The organism is Vibrio satsumensis (assembly GCF_050337435.1).
GTDB lineage: Bacteria > Pseudomonadota > Gammaproteobacteria > Enterobacterales > Vibrionaceae > Vibrio > Vibrio satsumensis.
The window spans coordinates 364,414-386,258 of record NZ_JAKJSX010000005.1 but is presented as its reverse complement, the minus strand read 5'-3'; the positions used below and the strand labels follow the sequence as shown (position 1 = coordinate 386,258).

The following is a 21,845-nucleotide window of genomic DNA, read 5'->3' as shown; positions in this document are numbered from 1 at the left end:
TAATTAATTAACTGTTAATGATTTGTTGTTTGCTAGTATTTATGAGAGAGAGTTCGCTGATTTCTCCAGCCTTTTATTGAGTAAATTGATGTTCTCAAGGTCAGCGTTTTTGTAAGGAAGAGGTTTAGGATGGATCCTATTTTATATATCGAAGTTGGCGGGGTAATTTGGCAGGTGTTTCCTGACGGTACTTGGCAGCCATTACCCGCTACGCAAGCGAAGGTCGAGGGCGTGCAAGTGGTGAGTATTGAACCTCAAAACTTGGACCAGACTCAACCTCTGACAGAACCACAAATAGAAGCTGTAGAACAACAGTTGGAAAAGGTTGTGACACAGCTTGTAAACAACATTGAAAGCTCGCCAGAACAGCCGAGTGCTTCAAACGACCAACCTAGCGCTAGTGCCTCTTTTATTGCCTATGTCCGATCTACACTAAACGAAACCCTGGCAGAAGCCGGTTTTGATACTCGACCAACAGAATACTTTGAAGACGACGCAACATCGAATGAAGGCAACCTCGACATACTTTTACCGAGTGCTGCGTTAACCGTAGATATTTTAGATGGTGGTGACGGTTACGAAAACCAGTTCGAAGTACCTTCAGTCACGATAACGGGTACCGCTGTTGATGTTCGAGACGGGCGTACCGTTCTGCTAACGATCACTGACATTAATGGTAATACGGTGACCACAACAGCAATCACAAGCGATGAAACCTATGTTGTGAACGGTGTTGATCTCTCTTCATTGGCTGAGGGGGATCTTAAGGTCGATGCGGTCATTGCTGATGAGTTTGGTAACAGCATTGCGGCCAACGACTCTACAATCAAAGACACCCTAGCTACAATCGATGTTGATTTTGATGGTTTTGGTGATGAGTTTTACAACCAATTCGAAATTGCCAACGGAGCGCTAGTCGGCACCGTAGCCAATGTTGAAGATGGTCAGACGATAAGCATTTCCATTACCGATAGCCAAGGACTCACCCAAGAATACACAACGACCGTATCGGGTGGTACATGGACTCTCACTCTACAAGACTACTCAAATTTTGCGGAAGGGGAGTTGACGGTGATTGCTAACACCATCGATATTGCCGGAAACCCAACCACAGCGACAGACACCATAATCAAAGATACGTTAGCGAGCATCACCGCAAGTGTTGATGATGGCGGCGATGGTGTTCTCAACAGTTTCGAAGTTCAGTCTGCCAAGTTCTTCGGTACCGTCCAAAATGTTGAGGATGGTCAAACGGTCAATATCCGTATTTCAGACAGCACCACCAACGTTATCGCGCTGACGGCGACGGTTGTGAACGGTGCTTGGTCTGTCGAAGGCGTCGATTTAACGAGTTTTGCTGATGGCAGTATTACCATTGAGGCTGACACTATTGATATCGCTGGTAACCCAGCGAATGCAGTAAATAGTGCCGGGGTCATTGTTATTGATACCGTTTCGCCTGTTATTGATATTGATACGTTAGATGGTTTTAGTATTTTGGCATTTCGTAGTGGCCAACTTACCACCATGCAGGGTACAACCAATGTTGCAGAAGGTTTACCGGTTTACATTGAAGTAAGCGACGGAACTCAGACACTAGTCTTTGAGGGCGTAGTTGATTCCGCGGGTAATTGGCAGGTGGAGAACATTGACATCTCTGCATTGGATTCGTCGGCAGAATGGACGATCGACGCAAAAGTTTTCAATACAGTCGGCAACGAAGCCATCGATGATATGCCAACGATTATTCTTCCTGAATCTGTTGTGTTTTCGGAAAACATCATCGGTATTTTTGGAGACGAAACACAAACTTCTGATATTCGGATCGATTTTGCAGATTTCTCGTTTAGCGAAGATCAAACTATAGCTGAGTCGCTAACTTCTCAAGGCTTGTCGATAACGATTACCGTATCAGGTGACAAACAAAGCCTAACCGGAACAAGAAGCGATGGCGAAATTGTATTCGATGCTGCTATTTCTGGCAGTAACGTAAACATCAACTTCTATAAGGCGATTGACCAAGAGACAGGTTTAAATTCTATTCAAACGTCTTTGGTTATTGAAGGTTTGCAAACGGACGCTGATGGCACTACGGAGCTGGTCATCGGCCATTTACCTATTATCATTAAAGATTCTGAACCACTTATTTTTGATGAATCTTATCAAATGGTTGAGGGGGAAGTTGCATCTGGCAACGTCCTTAATAACGATATAGACCTAGATACTCAACTTACGATAAAAAGTGTTGAAGTTGATGGCACGACCAAGACGATTGTCGGTGGTTCTCCAGTTTCATTTACTACTAGCGAAGGCACCTTGACTGTATTTGCGAATGGTCATTGGAATTTTGTTGCTGATAGAAACCTTGATCATACGGTCAGCCAAAATATTACATTTAATTACGTCGCTGGGGATATCAGCAACGACTTTGGTAGTGGTACTGCTATTATCGATATTATTGATGGTGCAGGTGGTCACATTGTAGATGGTAGTACGACAACAATAGAAACAGATGTTGCAGATGGTATCCAAACGGTAGTGGGTCAGTTCTCCGTTTTGGGAGGTTCTGATAACCCTGATCCAGACTCACTAGTTTTTGATATTAGCACTTTGAATCAACTCGATGCACTGAATATAACTACGAGTGATATTCTGATACCGCTCTCTTACACCTTGTCAGCTAACGGTAAAGTGATTACAGCACAAGTTGGCGGCGAAACTATTTTTACACTGACGCTAGCAGCAAGCGCGAGTGGTGATGATGTTTTGGCGGACGTTACTTTAGTGTTGAATAAACCGCTTAACCACGACTTTGTCCGAGATTCACTCACATTATCATTGAACGTTAAAGGGACTGATTTGGATGGCACCGCATTAACTGACGGCAATTTTAAGTGGGTAGTCAAAGATGGGGCGAATCCTAGCCTAGATAGTGTGAGCAATGTGGTCATTGATGAATCTGATCTCTCAAGTGGCACTGCATCAAGCACCGGTGTTTTCAGCCTCAATTTAGGTAGTGACTATGAGGGGGCACTTTTTTTCAACTTAGCTGATCAACCCTTGTTATTTAGCGGAGGCGAACAGATTGTCTACACTGTCTCCCCTAACGGAAACTTGCTCACCGGTTACGTTGGTTCTGTCAGTGCGGAGAACGTTGCTTTTACGCTTAGTTTCCCTCAAACCGACAGCCAGGTTGACTCGAATGTAACTTACACATTTGTTCTAAACAAAGGCTTGGATCAAAGTTCTCCTATGGACCAAATTCCATTTGTTGTTACCGCTAGAGATGATGATAACGATGAAACCAAATTAACCCTGAATGTATCAGTGACTGATGGTGGTGAGCCAACGATTGGCTCTGGAATGGTGGAATTGAGTGAAATTCCCGTTGCTGATAACACTCCATCGGGAGTTGGTTCAACAGCAAACGTGAGCTTAGCTGTTACCGCGGGCAATGACCCTCTGGTTTTCTTAGGTTTGGATGTGACCACGGGCCAAGCTGTTCTAGATAGCGATGGTGTAGCGGTAACCAGCAATGGTGAAGCGCTGACTTGGCGTGATAATGGTAATGGTAACTTTGATGCGGTTCTTGGTAATGGCGATGCTGTTTTCAGAATCAAATTACCAGACAGCTTCAGCCTTGAAGCCAATGGCTCAACAAACGTTGATGTCGTTATTGAACTGTATCAGTCCATTGATCATGGCTCAGGTTCTAAAGACACCGAGCTGACGATTCCAGCTTCTATCGTCACCATTGATTCCGATGGTTCGAGAGACACGCAAGAGTCTGACATCAAAATCTATGACGGTAAAGATCCTGAAATATCGGTAATTGGAAGTATCTCCGTTGATGAGGATGGGTTGTTAGGAGACGGCCAGCAAGTTGGATCAGAGGATAGCAGTCCTTCTTTAGGTATTATTGAGGGCTCTGATGATGTTGTTTCTGTCACGGTAAATACCGCTGCATTTGATGCACTAAGCTACACTAGCGCTGGGAAAGCGATATCCCTTCAAGCTGTTGATTCTGATGGTTGGTATTACGGGCAAGATACTGACGGCAATAACGTATTTAGGATTCGTTTTAATACTGACGGGACCACTGAGTTTGATCTCTATGCACCACTAGATCACGCATATGGCGATGGTGAAAACAACCTAGCCCTTAATTTTGAACTGACAGTTAATGATGCGGATGGAGATACTTCTGATCCTGCTACTTACTCTGTCAACGTAAAAGATGGTGTGCCAACTGCGCGAAGTGGTTCTATTGAGTTGGTTGAGGGTGATAACCTTACTGGGCAATTCTTAACCGAAGAGTTTGCAGGCGCCGACGGTGCAGAAATCGTTAGTTTTGACTATCGTGGTGATACTTACACTTTTACCGATGTAATTACGTCAATCGAGATTGAGCTAATTAATGATTTTGATAATAGCGTGTATGGCCAGTTTACGCTTCACTCAGATGGCCGCTACCAACTAACTACAAATCCAGATGTAGCTACAAATCCAGATGATCCAAGACTAGTGGATGACATTGATTACTTAGTCCGAGATGCGGATGGTGATGAAGTTGCTAGTACTGCGACACTTGTCCTCGATGATAACGAAGGCTTTATTCGTTATGAAGATTCAGAAACCACAGAAGATAACGATGCGATTATTGTTGTCAGTGTCTCAACTGGTGATATTGACCAAAGCGAAACCGTTACCGCTATCGAATTCTCCGAAGCATCGCTAAACGGTGGTAGCTTGTACCTTGATGGGGTGCTACTTCAAGTTGTCGACGGCAAGGTCACCTTATCAGGAAGTCAGCTGACAGCGATTGATAGTCAGTTTACTGGCCCAGATGGACAGTTAACCTATCGTCCGGCCCTCCATGAATCTAACACCACGTCGACGGTTATTTTGGCGATTAACGCCATCATTAGCACAGATACAGTACCAAAAGAACTTACAGCCGATATTGCGGTTTCCGTTTTACCTGTAGCTGACGCACCTGATTGGTCTGATTCGGTCTTCACTTATCAATCTGTGGAAGATGACGCTGACCCTATCAAACTTGATATTACAGCTCAGCTCGTTGATCAAGATTCGTCTGAAGCTCTGACCTATACGATTAGTGGCATTCCCGATGGGTTAAATATCACCTTGAATGGAGCCTTGATTAAAGAGGGTAAAGCGTACACGCAGAACCAAATCGATAAAATGGAAATCAGAGCTGATGAAAACCTAGCGGGTCGATTCGAATTTGAGATTACTGCGGTCGCAACCGAATCGGGTAATACCTTCGCGGATCCAGGTGATAAAACAGCCGATATTGTCAATACCGTAGTGGTCGAAATGTCACCGGATGCAGATACTCCGCATTTATCAGTGAAAGATTATAAGGGACTAGAGGATGAAGCTATTTATCTCAAAGATGTCATTGAAGGCACTCTTACCGACACCGATGGTTCTGAATCGTTAAGTTATATTATCCAAGTTCAAGATGGTTGGTCTGTTGAAGGTGATGGTACCGCAAAGATAGGCAACAATTCCTATTCAGTCACTGCCGAAGCAATCGCCAATGGTGTTGCTTATATTCAGCCTAAAGAAGATATCAGTTCCTTTACTGAAGACCTGTCAATAAACGTAACAGCGATAGCGACCGAGTCGACGGTCGATTCACTTATTCCTATCAATGGGCAAGCGTCAAGTGATACAAAAACCATCAACATCTTTTTGAAAGGTGTTGTAGATGAACCTATCGCGGTAGACGGCGGTAATGGTCATTGGCAATACGACAGTGACAGTAAAGTCATCAGCAACCAATCGGTCTTAAATGAAGATGGGTTAATACAACTCGACTTCCTCATACAAACGACGGATGACGATGTTTCAGAAGAGATCAACATACTGCTTACCAACATTCCGGAAGGCACTTTGCTGGTGGATGCGTTGGGTGAGCCAGTATCACTGACGATTGCGTATGTTGATGATGTTACAGGACCTGTATTCCAAGTATCTAACGCTCAACTGAATGACCTGTACCTCAAGCCGGTTCCTGACTTTAGTGGTGAATTAGAACTCACCGTTATTGCTATCTCAACTGAGCCCGATGGTGATTCGGGTGAATTTCTGATGACACTTAAAGTAGAGTTAGCCCCTATTGTTGACCAAAAAGACGGTCAAGTGGTGAGTACTCAAGGGATCGAAGATAGTCAAATAGGCCTTAACCTCGAGCCTTCAGTGAATCAGGATATTGATGGCAGCGAATCCTTGACGGGATATGTCATTGATAGCCTACCTGCAGATCTCACTCTTTATTTTGATGGGAGTGCTATTCAGATTCCAGCCTCAGGCTTAGATTTGGACACTCTACTGGACTCAACAACTCCAACGCTTTCGGATCTTCTAAGCAGCGGTAGGCTTTCTGTTACAGCGACAGAAGATTTAAGCGGAACATTCTCGATTCCTATCACCTATGAAGTCACGGATACCTCTCCAACTGGTGCCACGGATATTAAAGATATTATTGGTTCTATTAGCGTGACTGTCGATGCTCGTGTCGAGTTAGATACTCGATTAGAAGGCTCTACAGAGCTTTTACAGAGTACAGATGGCTCGCCTGTTGATATATCTAACGCCGTGACATTCGTCGACGCGGATATCGATGGGTCAGAGTACCTCGATTATATTTTGATCGAAATTCCCGACGGCTATTCGTTGATTGTTGAGCACCCTAATGGTGCCGCGCAAGATAGCTCGGGGAATTGGATTATATCGGCGGATGGGCTAACGAGTGACTCTTTCCAAGAGCTTGCAGCGTACATTTTAGATAATGCGACGATTTCCAGTCCAAGTGATACTCCGGTACTGGATATTGTGGTTCGTGCTCGTGTGATTGATGGCGAAGATGCGAGATATATTGATGCGACTTTCCCGCTGCAAATTACTGGTCATGATGGCGGTGGCGGCAGTTGTGATCCTGTTGGTCCACCAAGCCCGATTCAACCCGATGGCGAAATTAAAACACCTGAAGGGGAAGATATTGATCTTACTGGTTTGTTAAACACCGATGTTGGCAGTGATCCAGGCAATGAAATCTCTTTCTATATTCCTGCCGATTCACTTCCTGAAGGCGTTGAGATCTCCGGTGATGGTGTGATTGCTGAATACGATGCTTCTGGTGAGATCGTCGGTTATTCAATTACTGCAGATGGACTCTCGAAACTAACGTTAACGGGCTTAGATGAAGACTTTGCTGGCTGTATCAACTTTACGATTGAAACCATTGAGACCTCTCCTTGTAACGGAGATACCGTTACAACAGACCAAACCATCAGTATTCAAGTTCTACCCGTTGTGGACGACATTACGGTCGTGACTGACGCTACAACCATTCAAGAAGACACCGCGACAGACCTTAATCTTGAGCTAGTCCTTGGTGACAGCGTTGAAACAGGGCAGTTAATAACAGGTGAAGGTAACAGCGCTACTGGTAAAGAAACCGTTAACTCTCTAACGGTGAGCATTTCGAATGGAGCAACCTTGTCTGAAACTCCAACAGACACCGGGCTGTTAGTTGACAATGGCGATGGCACTTGGACGGTCACAGACCCTAGCCGATTGAGTGACGTGTTGGTAACTCCACCTGAACATTACAGTGGTGAAATTACCCTCACTGTGAAAGCAAATATTACCGATGAAGCGGATTGTGTGACTGAAACGGATACGCAAGATAAAACGACGGTGGTGACTATTACTGTTGAGCCTGTCGCTGATGCGGCGAACCTGGTGACGGAGAATATAGTAGGTGACGAAGACAACTATATTTCATTGTCATCACTTAGCGCAGAGCTGATTGACCAAGATGGCTCTGAAAATATGTCACTTTCATTAAAGGGAGTTCCTGAAGGCGCAGTTGTCGCAATTAAAGTAGGAGATACCTATGAATTGGTTCCAAACAATGGCGCTGATGGCGGTACCTTCGATGGAAACCCTACCTATGAATGGCAGTTGGATCCAAGTCAGCTTGCGAACCTAGTTATTTTGCCGCCAAGGGATTTCAGTGGAGATATGGATCTTGCTCTTGAGGCAATCACTCAAGAAATTGGTACAACAGATATTCGTTATACAGAATCTGAGTTTACCGTCGGTGTGAATCCTATCGGTGATAAAGTTGAGTTTTTCGACCTACCTGAACAGCTGATTGGTAGTGAAGATGAAGGTATTGTTATTCCACTTGATGCGAATAGTTTTGAAACCAACAGTGACGAGTTTTTATTAATTACACTCACGGTAAATGGGACTTCGGATCCTTCAGGTTTAATTGGGCTTGATAGAATTCGCATTGGCTCTGAAACCGCGCAGTTTATCTCTAATGGGGTTGGTGGTGTTCACGCTACTATTCTGGTGACTGCGAGCTCCGTTGATGAGCTTGAGTTCTTTGCTGGAGATGCTTGGGGCAACCTCGATATTACGATCACTGGTCAAACGGTTGACCAAAATACGGTGCTTGGTAATTTGGTAACAGATACTGGCGAACCAAGTTCACAAGATATGACTTTGGTGATTACACCAGAGCCTGATGCTCCGTTGTTAAGCCTCGAATACCCATCAATTGTCTCTGAAGCAAGCGGCACGATTCCTCTTGGTCTAGATCTTTCTCTCGTTAACCCTGCCGATTCTGAGGAGGGTTTTATTACCATCTATGACATACCTGCCGGTTTGACTTTCTCACATGGTTCGATGGTCGGCGGACAATACGTGGTGAACTTGGCGGATGTGCCTAATGTAGCGATTACCGGGGGCTACAACAGTGGTGATCAATTTGATCTAACGATTGAGCCATCAGCAGAAATCGGTAATAACCAAGCGGTAGGGCTCCCACAAACCGTATCGGTTGAGTTTGTGGCTGAAGGTGACTCTACGATTACCGCAACAGATGACAATGATTTGCTAATTGGTGGTACAGGCTCGGATAGCTTTGTATTTGAATCTACAGGTTTAGGCAGTGCAGATGCGCCGAGCTTCGATGTGGTTCAAGATTTTGATGCCTCACCAGACACGGATGCGATTGATTTGTCAGGTATCCTGGGTGGCTTAGGTATCGCTACGGGCATTGGTGCGACACAGTACCTCGATCTAGAAGAATCAGCGGAAGGCGTAACGATTTCGATTAAGGCCAATGGAGACGATGACGTCCAACAAAATATCTTGCTCGCCGAGGTGACGTATGATGATTTGTATCAGGGTGATAGTAGCAGTGCATTAGAAGCACAAATTTTACAAAAAATGATAGAAGACAATAATTTAACGCTGTAAGTTAGATGTACAGTCTATAAAAGGAAGTTTTAGATTGGTAGAACAAAAAGACAGCTGGCTAGGTTGTGTTGAGTGGTTGTGTGAGCATTTTAATGTGCGTAGCCACCCGTCCAAAATAGTGTCTGGCCTACCTTTAGACCAAGGAAGGCTTAATGAGTCCCTTTTCCCAAGAGCGATTGAGAAATCAGGCTTGACTCTGAGTCATGTAAAAAAAGAGTTGCTGACTCAATGTCAGTTTCCGGTTGTTGCTGTGAAATCAGCGACAGGAGCTCCCGTAGTTGTTACTCAAGGCGCTAGTGATGACTTTGATGTTTTAGATTGTGAAAGTGATTCTAGTCAGACTATCTCGCTAAAAGAGTTGGTCGCACAAGTCGAGCCTTATGTTTGGCAAGTTGGCGCTCAAGCTCTCGATGATGCTCGTGTTCAATCGCACGAACGCAGTGACAGTAAATCCAACACGCGCTGGTTATGGCGTGTCGTCAAAGAAGTGAAACCTTGGTATCGAGACCTGTTTATCGCTTCGTTCTTGATCAACGTATTGGCGCTAGTCGTTCCGCTCTTTACCATGAACGTGTACGACCGTGTGGTACCAAACCAAGCGTTTAACACGCTTTGGGTACTGGCCGCAGGCGTTGGTATTGTCGTTGTTTTTGATTGGGTATTGAGAAGCTCACGAAGCTCTGTGACTGATATGGCGGGGCGCTATATAGACAACAAGCTGTCTTCTCAGTTGTTCTCAAAAGTTCTCGGAATGAAACTCGAAAACCGACCACAATCGGTGGGTGCATTCGCAAGGCAGCTTCAAGACTTCGATAGCGTAAAAGATTTCTTCACTTCCATATCTTTGGTCACGTTAGTCGACTTACCGTTCACCTTGTTGTTCCTGTTTCTTATCGGTTGGCTCGGTGGCGCGATGATGTTCATCCCAGTCGCAATCATGTTGGTATTGATTGTCCTGAGCATTGCGATGAAAGGTAAAGTCGAGAAAACATTTGATGAAACCGCACGTTTGTCGACACAAAGACAAGCACAGCTGTTTGATTGCTTAACAACCCTTCCGGATATCAAGCAAAACAATGCTGAGGGTCTTACCCAGAAGCGTTGGGAACAGACTATTTCATCGCTCTCTCAATGGCAGACTCAATCTCGACACTACTCCAATATCGTGACGCACTCTATTCAGTCGAGTCAACAGATCGTCACCATCACTTTGATTATCTTCGGTGTGTATCAGATCTCTGAAGGCCTACTCAGCATGGGGGGGTTAATTGCAGTGGTGATGCTGAGTGGGCGAGCAGCGAGTTCAGTGAATCAGCTTTCTCTTCTATTACTGAGGTTTCAACAAACCCGTTCGGCAGTCGAAGGCTTGAACCAGATAATGGAACTGCCTCAGGAAGAGTCGAAACATCAGGTGATAGACAAGGGGGATTTTGACGGTGGGGTAAGGCTTGATGAAGTGACGTTCACTTACCCAGAAACTCAAAGCCCTGCATTGAAGGATATCTCACTGGAGATAAAGCCCGGTGAACGAGTTGGCCTTGTTGGTGCGGCAGGCGCGGGCAAAACAACCCTACTATCGATTGTTGCTCGCCAGTATATGCCAACAACAGGACAAGCTTTCTATCAAGAGATTGATGGGCAATTATGGCCAACCAGTGTTCTGCGTAGTGGCATGGGCTGGGTGGGGCAAACCACTAATCTGATCTTTGGCAGTGTTTACGACAACGTCACTTTAGGTGCAACCAACGTTGATGAAGAAAAGCTAAGACAAGCACTGCAGCAGTCAGGCCTCAACGGTTACATGGGGCGCTTGAGCAATGGTTTAGAGACGCCTGTTGGTGAAGGTGGCCGATTACTTTCAGGAGGCCAACGCCAAGCTGTCGCCATTGCAAGAGCACTATACCGTTGTCCAAAGTTATTGATCATGGATGAACCAACCAGCGCGTTAGATAACCAAGCTGAGATACAGTTCTTCAATGCACTGCAAAGTATGCCGAGAGAAACTTCTATGCTGATCAGTTCGCACAAATCTTCATTCTTAATGATGTGTGACCGCGTGATCGTTTTAGATAAAGGTCAAATCGTGGCGGAAGGTGCGCCTAAAGATATTCTCTCGCTTCAGAAGAAAAGTGTACCCAAAGGGGCGAGTCGTTTTAAGACGGTATCTGTAGTGAAGGGAGGCCGTCATGAGTAACGATATTCAGTGGACCAACAACCACTTAGCATTCCGCTCTCGAAAGCTGATTTGGCTAAGTGCACTGTTGATTGTGTCGATCATTGGCTGGGCGACGTGGGCAACTCTCGAAGAAGTGGTGATTGGTGAGGGCAAGGTGGTGCCTAGCCTTTCAGTACAGACGATTCAGAGCTTAGAAGGGGGCTTGGTTCAAGAGATTATAGTGCGACAAGGCCAATCTGTTGTGAAAGGGCAACCTCTCGCTAAGTTAGAAGACACACGCTTTAAGGCGGCGTTTTTAGAGTCGGCTCAACAAGCGGATACCTTGCTCGCTCAGCAATTAAGATTAAAGGCGGAGCTGTCGACGGTCGTTTTAAATAACGATGCAAAAGAGTGGTATGAGCGAGTAGTCTTAGTACCGCAAAATATCATTGTTGATGTATCAAGCCACCCTGCGTTAATGAACGCCAAGGCGAACTATCGAGAGCGTTTAGGACAGTTGAAATCTGAACTGGAAGAGGCGGCACTTCGTATCGAACAACAAGACCAGGCTCGAGTCGATACGCTTAATAATATTCAGACGTTAGAGAGCAGCCTAGATATTGTAATTCGAGAGCGCAACATGTTGAAAGACGTGGTGGCGAGTGGTGCTGTAGCAGAAGTTGAACTGCTGAAACTGAACCGTGATGTGGTCAAACTCAAAGGTGATATTGCTAGCTCAAAAGTAGCAGCGCAGAAGCAGATAGCCGCCTACTCAGAGTCGATAGCGGATCATCGAAGCATTGCCTTAGATTTTCGTACCAAAGTACAAGGTCAGTTGAATGAAGTGGCGAGCAAGATAGCACAGCTGAACGAAAGCCAACAGGCGATTGCCGACCAACTCAAGCGTACCGAAATTGTCGCACCCGTTGATGGCACAGTAAAAGAGATTTTTGTACGTACTATTGGTGGTGTTGTTCGTCCCGGCGAGCCGATCATTGAGATTATCCCGTCAAACAGTGACCTGATTGTTGAAGCGAGAATCTCTCCACAAGATATCGCGTTTGTTCATAAGGGGCTGGGCGCGACAGTGAAATTTACGGCCTATGATTTCGTCATTTATGGCGGACTTAAAGGCGAGGTGATTTACGTGAGTGCCGACGCCTTACAAACGGAAGACGGCAACGCCTATTATCGCGCCCATATTCAGTTAAACGAAGACCAGCAACAAAACTCTGCCTTTAGCATTATCCCAGGGATGCAAGTCGCGGTTGATATATTGACCGGAGAGAAAACAGTATTGAGTTATTGGTTAAAACCTATTTTACGAGCTAAGGAAAACTCACTTCGCGAACGATGAAGTGCGTTAAGCATAAATATAAAAGGAAGTGTAATGCATTCAAAATTCTTACTCTCTTCTTGCTTACTAATGAGTGGGCTGTCTCAAGCAGCTTCATTAGAAGAGTCCGTGGCCTTTGCCATCGACTATAGTCCTGAGATATTGGCGCAATACTCCCGATATCAATCGGTTATAAGAGACGGTGACGCGGCGAGTGGTTTGTATATGCCGCAAGTTAATTTGTACGCAGCGGCAGGTTATGAAGAGACGCGCTACAATAGTGGTAGCAAACTCGACACTGATGATCGAGGCCTAACGCGAACGGAAATTGGCGTTAAAGTTTCTCAGTTACTATTCGATGGTTTTAAAACGACGTCGAATGTCGATCGACTGACGTTCGAAGCTGAAGCTGAACGATTAACCCTGATTTCTCGCGCTGAAAACGTATCGTTAGATGTAGTGAGAAATTATCTTGATATCCTTAAAGCAGAGACGCTGCTTGAGTTGTCTAAGCGCAACGTAAAAGAGCACCAAGAAATCTATCAAGATATCCAAGATAAAAAGAGCAAAGGCTTGAGTAGTAACTCGGATTTGGCTCAGATCTCCGCCCGTGTTGCCACAGCACAGTCCTCACTTATTGCCGCTCAGAACAACCTTTTTGATTTGCAAACACAGTACCTACGCTTGGTTGGTAAACCTGCGGTGAACTTGGTTTATCCTCGTTTTGATTACGCTTTATTGCCAAGCTCAGCACAAGTCGCACTTGAACAGGCTGTCGAGAATCACCCAGAAATCAAGGCATCTTTGCTTGATATCGACGCGGCTCGTAAAGAGATGCGCCGTGAGAAGGGAGATTACTACCCAGAGCTTAAACTTGAGCTTCATGCTAACAAGAATGACAACGTATCTAACCCTCCAGGTGGTGTCGATGAAGATGCTCGACTGATGTTGACGATGGATTATGACCTGTTTAATGGCTTCTCTACCGATTCCAGAGTTGAATCATCGGCTTGGCGAGTTGAAGAAGCAAGAGCGATACGACTACGAACGGAGCGTGAGGTTAGAGAAGGTACACAACTGGCTTGGAACGCATACAAAATGCTAGAACAGCAAAAATCCCTACTTCAACAGAACGTTGATGCAGCGAAAATTGCAGAGCTCGGCTATATCCAACAATTTAATGTTGGTAGACGAAGCCTACTCGATGTACTTGATGCGAAGGTCGAGGTGTTCTTGGCTCGAAGAAACTTCATTAGCACTGAATATGATCAAACGTTAGCGGCTTATCGAGTATTGAATGCGATGGGCATGTTGACGTATGCGTTAAGGATTGAACATCCAGAAGAGTGGCAAGGGGAGAACAAGTAATGAGATATTTTAAACTAGCGCTACTTAGTTCTATCTTGCTGATGGGATGTGCAGAAACGCCCGATACGACCATGACACGCCATCAAATTGATGACTTAGCGGATAATGACCGCGATGGTGTGATTAATCAGCGAGATCTTTGTGCCGATACGCCAGAAGGTGTAGCGGTAGACATTAAAGGGTGTGCCAATTGGAAAATTGTCGAAGACGTTGAAGTATTAAGCGTGGCATTTGATTTTGATAAGTATGACCTTAAACCTGATCATACGGCTGTATTAAATGAGTTGGTGCGTTTACTAGGAGAGCAACCTGACGCCTCGGTTACCTTGGTAGGTGATACCAGTTCTGAAGGTACAAACGTTTATAACAAAGCACTGGCCAAGAAAAGAACTGGCGTGATTCGAGACGCATTGATTGACAGAGGCGTTGATGGTGAGCGTATTTTCGAACAAGAGTTTACTCAGATCACTAGCCTAACTCAGCATCTTCACAAACGTAAGCGCAGAACGATTGCGGTGATTAAAACAGAAAGCATGGAAGTGAATCCATCTTGGAACATCTTCACTTCAGAAATGCAGCTCGATAGTAATAGCGATGTTGAGTCTAAAACGTCGATTGATCCAGTAGGAGGCCAGTAATGAAACGTCTATCTAATAAATCGGGCTTGCTGCTTGCTGCTGTACCTGCGTTGCTATCTGCATCAACATTAGCTAATGATGTCAGTGACATTGGTTTGGTCGCGATTGAGCCTAATATGCAGGGACTTGTTGAAGACCTGCTTGAGAGCCAAGAGATCGACTTAGAAATCTTGTTGAGTGACAGCGTCCCAGAACAGATGATCATGCAGCGCTCGCGTGTTGGTATCACTTCCAAAAAATGGACTGACAAAGAGATGGCTAGGTTTGACATGCGCTACGGTTATAGACCGACAGAGCTGATGTTTACCGCTGATGTGATTGCGATTCTGGCCAATGAGGAAAACCCTGCTACATCGATCACTGTTGCTGAACTCATCGATGTGTTTGGGTGTTCTAACGATCCTAAACACCCGAAATGGTTGGCTAGTAGTGATGCTCGTAATGGTGAAAGCCTAGATACTCACATATTGCCTTTCGCCATTGATCATAACCTGAAGGGGCACACCACCTTCTCAAGTTGGGTTGAGTGTGAAACGGACGGGGAATACGCTCATACTCAATTTTTAGCGGATTTACCGCATCTTATAAATAAGATTGAAGATGAAGAAGCTGCTATTGGTTACACCGTATACTCTGATAAAATTTCTGATGTGAAATGGTTGAGTGTTGTCGATAACTTAGGGGTTAATTACGACCTTAACAAAGAGACAATCCTCTCTGGGCGTTACCCATTAGCGACTGTGTACTACATGTACTTGAACATCCCTGCACACCGTAAAGGGTTTACTGAGCAAGAGAAGTTCTTTATTGGTCTAACGCTTTCTGAAGACCATCAAGAGGTACTAAATCAGTACGGTTTCATCAGCTTACCACCAGAAGCGATTCAACGTAACAAAGTGAGATTGTCGCTTGAAGAACCTGCAATTGAAGGTGGATATAAGTAATGGGTACGACGTGTTGTAATCTTACTGGCGGAGTGATATCCTTACTTTCGTAATGGTTCTCAACGTGACGGATTACGTTATTCGGTGATGAATTTATCTGCGGGCATGTATGCCCGTTTTTTTCGCCTAAAGTTTGCGACTCGAGCAGTTGTTTGTCGATTGGTCACGTATAATGGATACTTCATATAGCGCTAAATAAGCCCAGTCGATGAAAATCTTTCAAGTTCTAATCTTGCCTTTAATGCTGTCCCTTAATGCTTTTGCATTTTCCGCACAAGCAACCGAAAGCTGGTGGCTAAGAACAGTATTTAACAGCAGCCCAAGCCTGCCGAATTCTCAAAACTATATTAACGATATCGACTTGATGGATTGTGGTGAGACCGAAGGCACTTTGTTGTGTAGTGACTTAACCCAATATTACGATCTGGACGTTTATGTTGAACTGGAGTTGGGGGACTCAAGCGTTGAAACAGTGCACTTAAACCTGCCATATTCGAACCTAAGTTACACAAAGCTTCAGGCGTACCTTCGCCAAGATGGCTTTGCTCTCAGTTCAATTCGTATTGGCGAAGATGAATTCGATGTTACTGCTCAACTCGAACGAGCTCGAAATGAAGGTGTTGGTTTCGATAAGGTGGATAAACAGCTGGTCGAATTTATCAACGCGCCACACGGTTCATCAGAGCAAATGAGTGTATGGAATGTTCCTAACTTATCTTCTCCTGGATCTTCCTCTCCTTGGATTCAGTTACATAGTGATGGTGACAACTTAACGGTTGAACTTAATCGCTTTTAATTGCTCAAATTTATAGATAGTTTCGTTATTTATTAGGCTAAACAAGCCTTTCAGGAGAACGGCTCGCGGGCAGACGGCAAGTTATAATTCATTTAAGTGTTCGTTTTTCTGCGGCTCTCACATTTTTAGTAAGCGTTTGCCTTTGCCATTTGTTATACGTTGAGCCTTCGGTAAAACGAGCTTAGGATACGTTCAGTATTGATAAAGGAGACAACCCATGGTTGCAAAAGTAACGATAGCGCCACAAGGCCCAGAACTTTCTGAGTTGGTGCAAGGATACTGGCGTATAGCAGAATGGGGTATGACCCCGCAACAACGCCTGACTTTCCTGAAGCAACACATTGATCTTGGTATCACAACGGTTGATCACGCGGATATTTACGGTAACTACCAATGTGAAAAGTTATTCGGTGAGGCATTGGCGCTTGAACCAAGCCTTCGTGATGATATTCAAATCGTCACCAAGTGCGATATTAATCTATGTGGTGACCACACTCCTGATCGTAAGATCAATCACTATGACACCAGCGCACACCATATTTACCAATCGGTAAATAATTCTCTAGAGCGTTTGGGTGTAACCGAACTCGATGTATTATTGATTCACCGCCCAGACGTATTGATGGATGCAGATGAAGTAGCAGAAGCGTTCGCAGAGCTACACAAAGTAGGTAAAGTTAAGCACTTCGGTGTTTCTAACTTTTCACCGCGTCAGTTCGAACTGCTTCAATCTCGCCTTGGTAAGCCGTTAGTGACCAACCAAGTTGAAATCAACCCATTGAACTTCGAAGTGGCTCATGATGGCACACTAGATCAACTGCAGATGAACCGCATTCGCCCGATGGCGTGGTCTTGTCTTGGTGGTGGTAGTATCTTCAGTGGTGACTCAACACAAGCGATTCGTGTTCGTGATGAGCTAGAAGCGATTCGTCAAGAAGTGAGTGCAGACAGCATTGATCAAGTGATCTACGCATGGGTTCGCCGTTTACCATCTAACCCAATTGCCATTATTGGCTCAGGTAAGATTGAACGTGTGAAGACGGCTGTTGATGCGCTGAAAATCGAACTGACTCGCGAGCAATGGTATCGCGTATGGGTTGCATCCAAAGGCCACGGTGTGCCTTAGAAAGCAATTCGTATAGAAGCAAAAGCCAGCTAAGAAAGCTGGCTTTTTTGTGCTCGCCTAACATGTTTCTTCAAAACTGTGATTAAGGTGGAATAATTTTCAAAAACACTCATAATGCACTCTGTTTTTCACCAGTTGGATATTTCCATTGAGCACTTCAAAATTCTCTTCAATCGCCCTTAAGCCAGAGCTTCTAAATACGTTGGATTCTCTTGGTTATACTGAAATGACGCCGATCCAAGCGTTAAGTCTTCCTACTATCCTAAATGGCAAGGACGTTATCGGTCAGGGTAAAACGGGTTCAGGTAAAACAGCTGCTTTCGGTTTAGGCGTGCTGCAGAACCTACGCGTTAAGCGTTTCCGTGTTCAGTCTTTAGTGTTATGTCCGACTCGTGAGCTTGCAGACCAAGTAGCAAAAGAGATTCGTACTCTTGCTCGCGGTATTCACAATATTAAAGTGCTGACACTTTGTGGCGGTATGCCAATGGGCCCACAGATTGGTTCACTAGAGCATGGCGCACACATTCTTGTGGGCACACCTGGTCGTATTCTTGATCACCTAGAGAAAGGTCGTATTGATCTGTCTGAGCTGAACACACTTGTGTTAGATGAAGCTGACCGCATGCTAGAAATGGGCTTCCAAGACGCTTTGGATGCAGTGATTGAAGCAGCTCCAAAAGAACGCCAAACTCTACTATTCAGTGCTACTTTCCCTAAACAAATCAAGTCTGTTGCAGACCGCATCATGCGTAACCCAGAAATGGTGAAGGTTGAATCAACACACGATCACTCAAGCATCCAACAACACTTCTACAAGTTAGAAGGCTCTGAAGCTCGTGATGACGCTCTAGAGTTGTTGTTACTTCATCACCAACCGGAATCTGCGGTTGTGTTCTGTAACACTAAGAAAGAAGTGCAAAACGTAAACGATGAGCTAAGTCACCGCGGTTTCAGTGTAATTGAGCTTCATGGCGACATGGAACAGCGTGAACGTGACCAAGCTTTGGTTCAGTTCTCAAACAAAACCATCTCGATTCTAGTAGCGACAGACGTTGCGGCTCGTGGTCTTGATGTTGATAACCTAGACGCAGTATTCAACTTTGAATTGTCTCGCGACCCTGAAGTTCACGTACACCGCATTGGTCGTACTGGCCGTGCAGGAAGCAAAGGCGTCGCTATCAGCTTCTTTAGCGAGAAAGAGATGTACCGTGTTGCTCAAATTGATGAGTACATGGATATGCCGATTGAGCCATCTGAGCTTCCAGCAAAACCTATTGCTAAGCCGTACTATTCAAACATGGTAACCATTCAGATTGATGGCGGTAAGAAAGCTAAGCTTCGAGCTGGTGATATTCTTGGTGCATTGACTGGTCAAGGTGGTATTGATGGTAAATCAGTAGGTAAGATCAACTTGTTCGCAATGCGCGCCTATGTTGCTGTAGAACGCTCTGTTGCTAAGAAAGCACTGAACAAGATCGAATCAGGTAAAATGAAGGGTCGTCAATTCCGCGCCCGAATCCTGAAGTAATTCGAGACTGAACCCCTTTGCTGCGATATGTCTAATTAATGGCATTGCAGTAAAGGGTGTTCAACAAAATGTCACTCAAGTTTCTTCTTTTAGGTTTATCGACCTAGTCCTCTATACTAAAGCATTATTCATCGGGTCTTATCGAATAAAGATCGTTGATATGTTTTCCTTCGCTAACATACCAATTCATCGCTTCCTGTCGATTGTGAACGAATATCGTGACTGTGGTTATTGAACCATCGTCAAAATAACAAAGCTCATATTCTAAATCGCTTGGGTGCTCAGGAATAGCGGCCATAGCTTGCCTCCCAAATAATCAATCATTTGAAAATACGCTACCCCGTTTCTTTTATAGGATTCGTATTACGTCAAATGAGTAATAAAAATCAAGTTATATCACTGCCGTTAATTATTTTTAGTTTAATCATTTGCCTAAATAGACGGTTTAGCAAGGTGAAGTCTCAATTTATCTGAAAGTTTTTACGATCAGCTGCTTTTATAGCTAATGTTATAAGATCAATAGTGAATCTGATAAAGCTGTTTACAGGTTCGCTGATCAGTAGAAGTTTGTGAGAGGGTGTAATGAGAAAATGCCGTTGGTTAATGTTATTGGTGTGCTTCCTATTTACGGGGTGTGGGACGAAATTCGCCTATAACAATATCAGTTGGTTTGCGGTGAGTTATATCGAAGACTTTGTTTCGTTATCTAATAGTCAAGAGTCCGAGCTAGAAGCCCGTCTAGACTCATTGCAAGCCTGGCATAAAGAAACTCAACTCCCATTGTACATTTCGCAATTAGAAGTGATTCAAAGTATTACTCGTCCTGATATGAACTCTGCCTTTATCTTTGACCAGAGCGAACAAATTAAAAATCATATTCGCTCGATCGTTAATAAGTTTGCACCCGATGTTTACGCGTTAAGTATGCAACTGAGCCCTAAGCAAGATAGCGAGTTCTTAAAAAACTTTAGAGAAAAGCAGCAAGATTATTACGAAGAAAGGTTGTCGTTGAATGACGAAGATTCCAGAGAGCGATATCGAAATCGGATAGAAGAGAGACTAGAGCGATGGCTAGGATCGGTATCGAAAGAACAAAAACAGATTATATATACTTGGTCTCAAGAATGGGTAAATACCAACGATAGCTGGCGCCAATATCAAAATAACACCTATCAAGATCTCACAACACTGATGGAAAAGAAGAGTGACCTACATATCGCTCAGCCAGTTATTATGAACTTGCTTCTGAATAATGAAGCCTATTATCCAGACGAATTGGAATCTAAGCTTAATAAGAATATGCAGACATCAGGCAAATTCTTGGTGGATATCGCCGCAACCAGTAGTGATAAGCAATGGTCTTATTTCATGAATGAATTAGAGAGTCTCAAATCTACACTGGTGGCATTGCAGGAGTAGGGGACAAGTAAGCTTCGTTAATAACTAAAAAGGCTGATCGTGTTAACCCCATCAGCCTTTCAAACATTATCGTATGGTAAGGGTTTTAACCTCGATTACTCATCAACAGCTTTGGGATAGAGCCTTTCGCTGTCTTCGATATTTTTTGCATCAGTTGAAAGCTTGGCTGTTGAATGCCGTGGTCGCTTTGCAGTTCATCAATCATCAATAACCATAAGCGCGCTGTCATTTCTGAATCGGCTAACGCCCTGTGGAAAGTGCCGTCATTGTCGATATTCTTGAAACGCACAAGGTCGCCTAGCTTATGAGTTGGTGCGTCTTGAATTAGACGACGAGCAATCAGCATTGAGCATGCAAATTGTCCATTGTAATCGCGACCAATATTATCTAACTCTGCATCAAGAAAGCGCTTATCAAATGAGGCATTGTGAGCGACAAGTTGGCTGTCTTGAATGAAGTCTGCAAACTCATCCATCACTTCACTGCAACTGGCCGCTGTACTTAACATACGGTTACTGATTCCGGTATAACCTTCAATGAATCCACTAACACGAAACCCTGGGTTCATCAGTTGTTGGAAGGTGTCGACGACTTCGCCGTTAACGAGTTTCACCGCACCGATTTCAATCGCTCGGTCACCCATATTTGGTGATAAGCCTGTGGTTTCGAAATCGAGAACGATAACGGAGTCTGCGGAGTTTGGAGCCATCGTGTTTCCTAATGCTATTTGGTTGTATCGCTTTATATGGGCGCTTAGTGTTGCTATGGGGCAATCTATTGCGTGTTGTTGCTGATAGTGAGCTCAGTGTAACCCGTCGAATCGTCATGCTCTCTGTTGAAGGTCAAAGTCTCGTAGCGATGAACGATCAATTCAGCCGTGGTTGCGATAATCGTTCCTTCGAGCAAATGCCCACCAATCACATTGCCATTTTCATCAGCAACGGATATATGAACATGCTGATGGTTTGGGGTTAGCGTTGCCATTACAGACACAATTTCGAACGGAGCTGTGATTAGCTTGGTGTTGTTTGCATTAGCCAGACGAATATTGAGTTGAGAAACACATCCGACACAAGACGCGACAGAGCCCGCTGAGATATTGTGCGCTGTCACAAGCTTTTGGAGTTCAAGCTTTAGGTCTTGCCCACGGGTTAATCTCGTTGCGATAGGAGTGATCATCTTATTGCCTCAGTTTTATTTGTATTTCAAAGAACAAAACGAAGCCACAG

Annotated in this window: 13 protein-coding genes; 10 read left to right on the top strand and 3 right to left on the bottom strand. The window is 44.5% G+C overall.

The features are described 5' to 3' along the window. Positions 1-129: 129 nt before the first annotated feature. The 9 genes from L4C44_RS07485 to dbpA all read left to right on the top strand — a co-directional run bounded on the left by L4C44_RS07485 (position 130) and on the right by dbpA (position 19,197). Entirely contained in the window at positions 130-9,306 is a 9,177-nt protein-coding gene (locus tag L4C44_RS07485) for a T1SS-143 repeat domain-containing protein (RefSeq protein ID WP_428804740.1), read from the top strand. Positions 9,307-9,340: 34 nt separating this feature from the next. Further along, positions 9,341-11,500 carry a type I secretion system permease/ATPase gene (locus tag L4C44_RS07480; RefSeq protein ID WP_428804739.1) on the top strand — a complete coding sequence of 720 codons (2,160 nt, stop codon included), beginning with the start codon at positions 9,341-9,343 and terminating at the stop codon, positions 11,498-11,500. Beyond that, entirely contained in the window at positions 11,493-12,818 is a 1,326-nt protein-coding gene (locus L4C44_RS07475) for an HlyD family type I secretion periplasmic adaptor subunit (protein ID WP_146490895.1), read from the top strand. The genes L4C44_RS07480 and L4C44_RS07475 overlap by 8 nt, the downstream gene beginning before the upstream one ends. Before the next feature lie 33 nt (positions 12,819-12,851). Further along, on the top strand, positions 12,852-14,165 hold the full coding sequence (locus L4C44_RS07470) for a TolC family outer membrane protein (protein ID WP_285953750.1): 1,314 nt from the start codon (positions 12,852-12,854) through the stop codon (positions 14,163-14,165). Further along, the gene (locus L4C44_RS07465; protein ID WP_428804738.1) at positions 14,165-14,803 is read left to right on the top strand and encodes an OmpA family protein; all 639 of its coding nucleotides are present in this window, start codon (positions 14,165-14,167) and stop codon (positions 14,801-14,803) included. The genes L4C44_RS07470 and L4C44_RS07465 overlap by 1 nt, the downstream gene beginning before the upstream one ends. Continuing rightward, positions 14,803-15,747, top strand: coding sequence for a PstS family phosphate ABC transporter substrate-binding protein (locus tag L4C44_RS07460; RefSeq protein WP_428804737.1), 945 nt, complete (start codon positions 14,803-14,805; stop codon positions 15,745-15,747). Before L4C44_RS07465 ends, L4C44_RS07460 begins: the two co-directional genes overlap by 1 nt. Positions 15,748-15,955: 208 nt before the next feature. Next, entirely contained in the window at positions 15,956-16,543 is a 588-nt protein-coding gene (locus tag L4C44_RS07455; RefSeq protein ID WP_146490891.1) for a hypothetical protein, read from the top strand. Positions 16,544-16,760: 217 nt separating this feature from the next. Then, positions 16,761-17,669, top strand: a complete 909-nt coding sequence (locus tag L4C44_RS07450) for an aldo/keto reductase (RefSeq protein WP_285953748.1) — start codon at positions 16,761-16,763, stop codon at positions 17,667-17,669. A gap of 148 nt (positions 17,670-17,817) precedes the next feature. After that, positions 17,818-19,197 carry an ATP-dependent RNA helicase DbpA gene (gene dbpA / locus L4C44_RS07445; protein ID WP_017064348.1) on the top strand — a complete coding sequence of 460 codons (1,380 nt, stop codon included), beginning with the start codon at positions 17,818-17,820 and terminating at the stop codon, positions 19,195-19,197. 124 nt (positions 19,198-19,321) lie between these two features. On the opposite strand, the gene L4C44_RS07440 is transcribed toward dbpA, so the two are convergent. Continuing rightward, a complete protein-coding gene (locus L4C44_RS07440; protein WP_327784804.1) occupies positions 19,322-19,495 on the bottom strand; it encodes an RNA helicase in 174 nt (57 codons plus the stop codon). 284 nt (positions 19,496-19,779) lie between these two features. Here L4C44_RS07440 and L4C44_RS07435 point away from each other — a divergent pair, with 284 nt between their 5' ends. Beyond that, positions 19,780-20,616, top strand: coding sequence for a DUF6279 family lipoprotein (locus L4C44_RS07435; RefSeq protein WP_428804736.1), 837 nt, complete (start codon positions 19,780-19,782; stop codon positions 20,614-20,616). Between the two features lie 85 nt (positions 20,617-20,701). On the opposite strand, the gene L4C44_RS07430 is transcribed toward L4C44_RS07435, so the two are convergent. Together L4C44_RS07430 and L4C44_RS07425 are read right to left on the bottom strand one after the other, a co-directional pair. Further along, positions 20,702-21,325, bottom strand: a complete 624-nt coding sequence (locus L4C44_RS07430) for a 3'-5' exonuclease (protein WP_017059480.1) — start codon at positions 21,323-21,325, stop codon at positions 20,702-20,704. A 65-nt stretch (positions 21,326-21,390) separates the two neighbouring features. Continuing rightward, entirely contained in the window at positions 21,391-21,795 is a 405-nt protein-coding gene (locus L4C44_RS07425; RefSeq protein ID WP_428804735.1) for a PPC domain-containing DNA-binding protein, read from the bottom strand. Positions 21,796-21,845 lie beyond the last annotated feature (50 nt).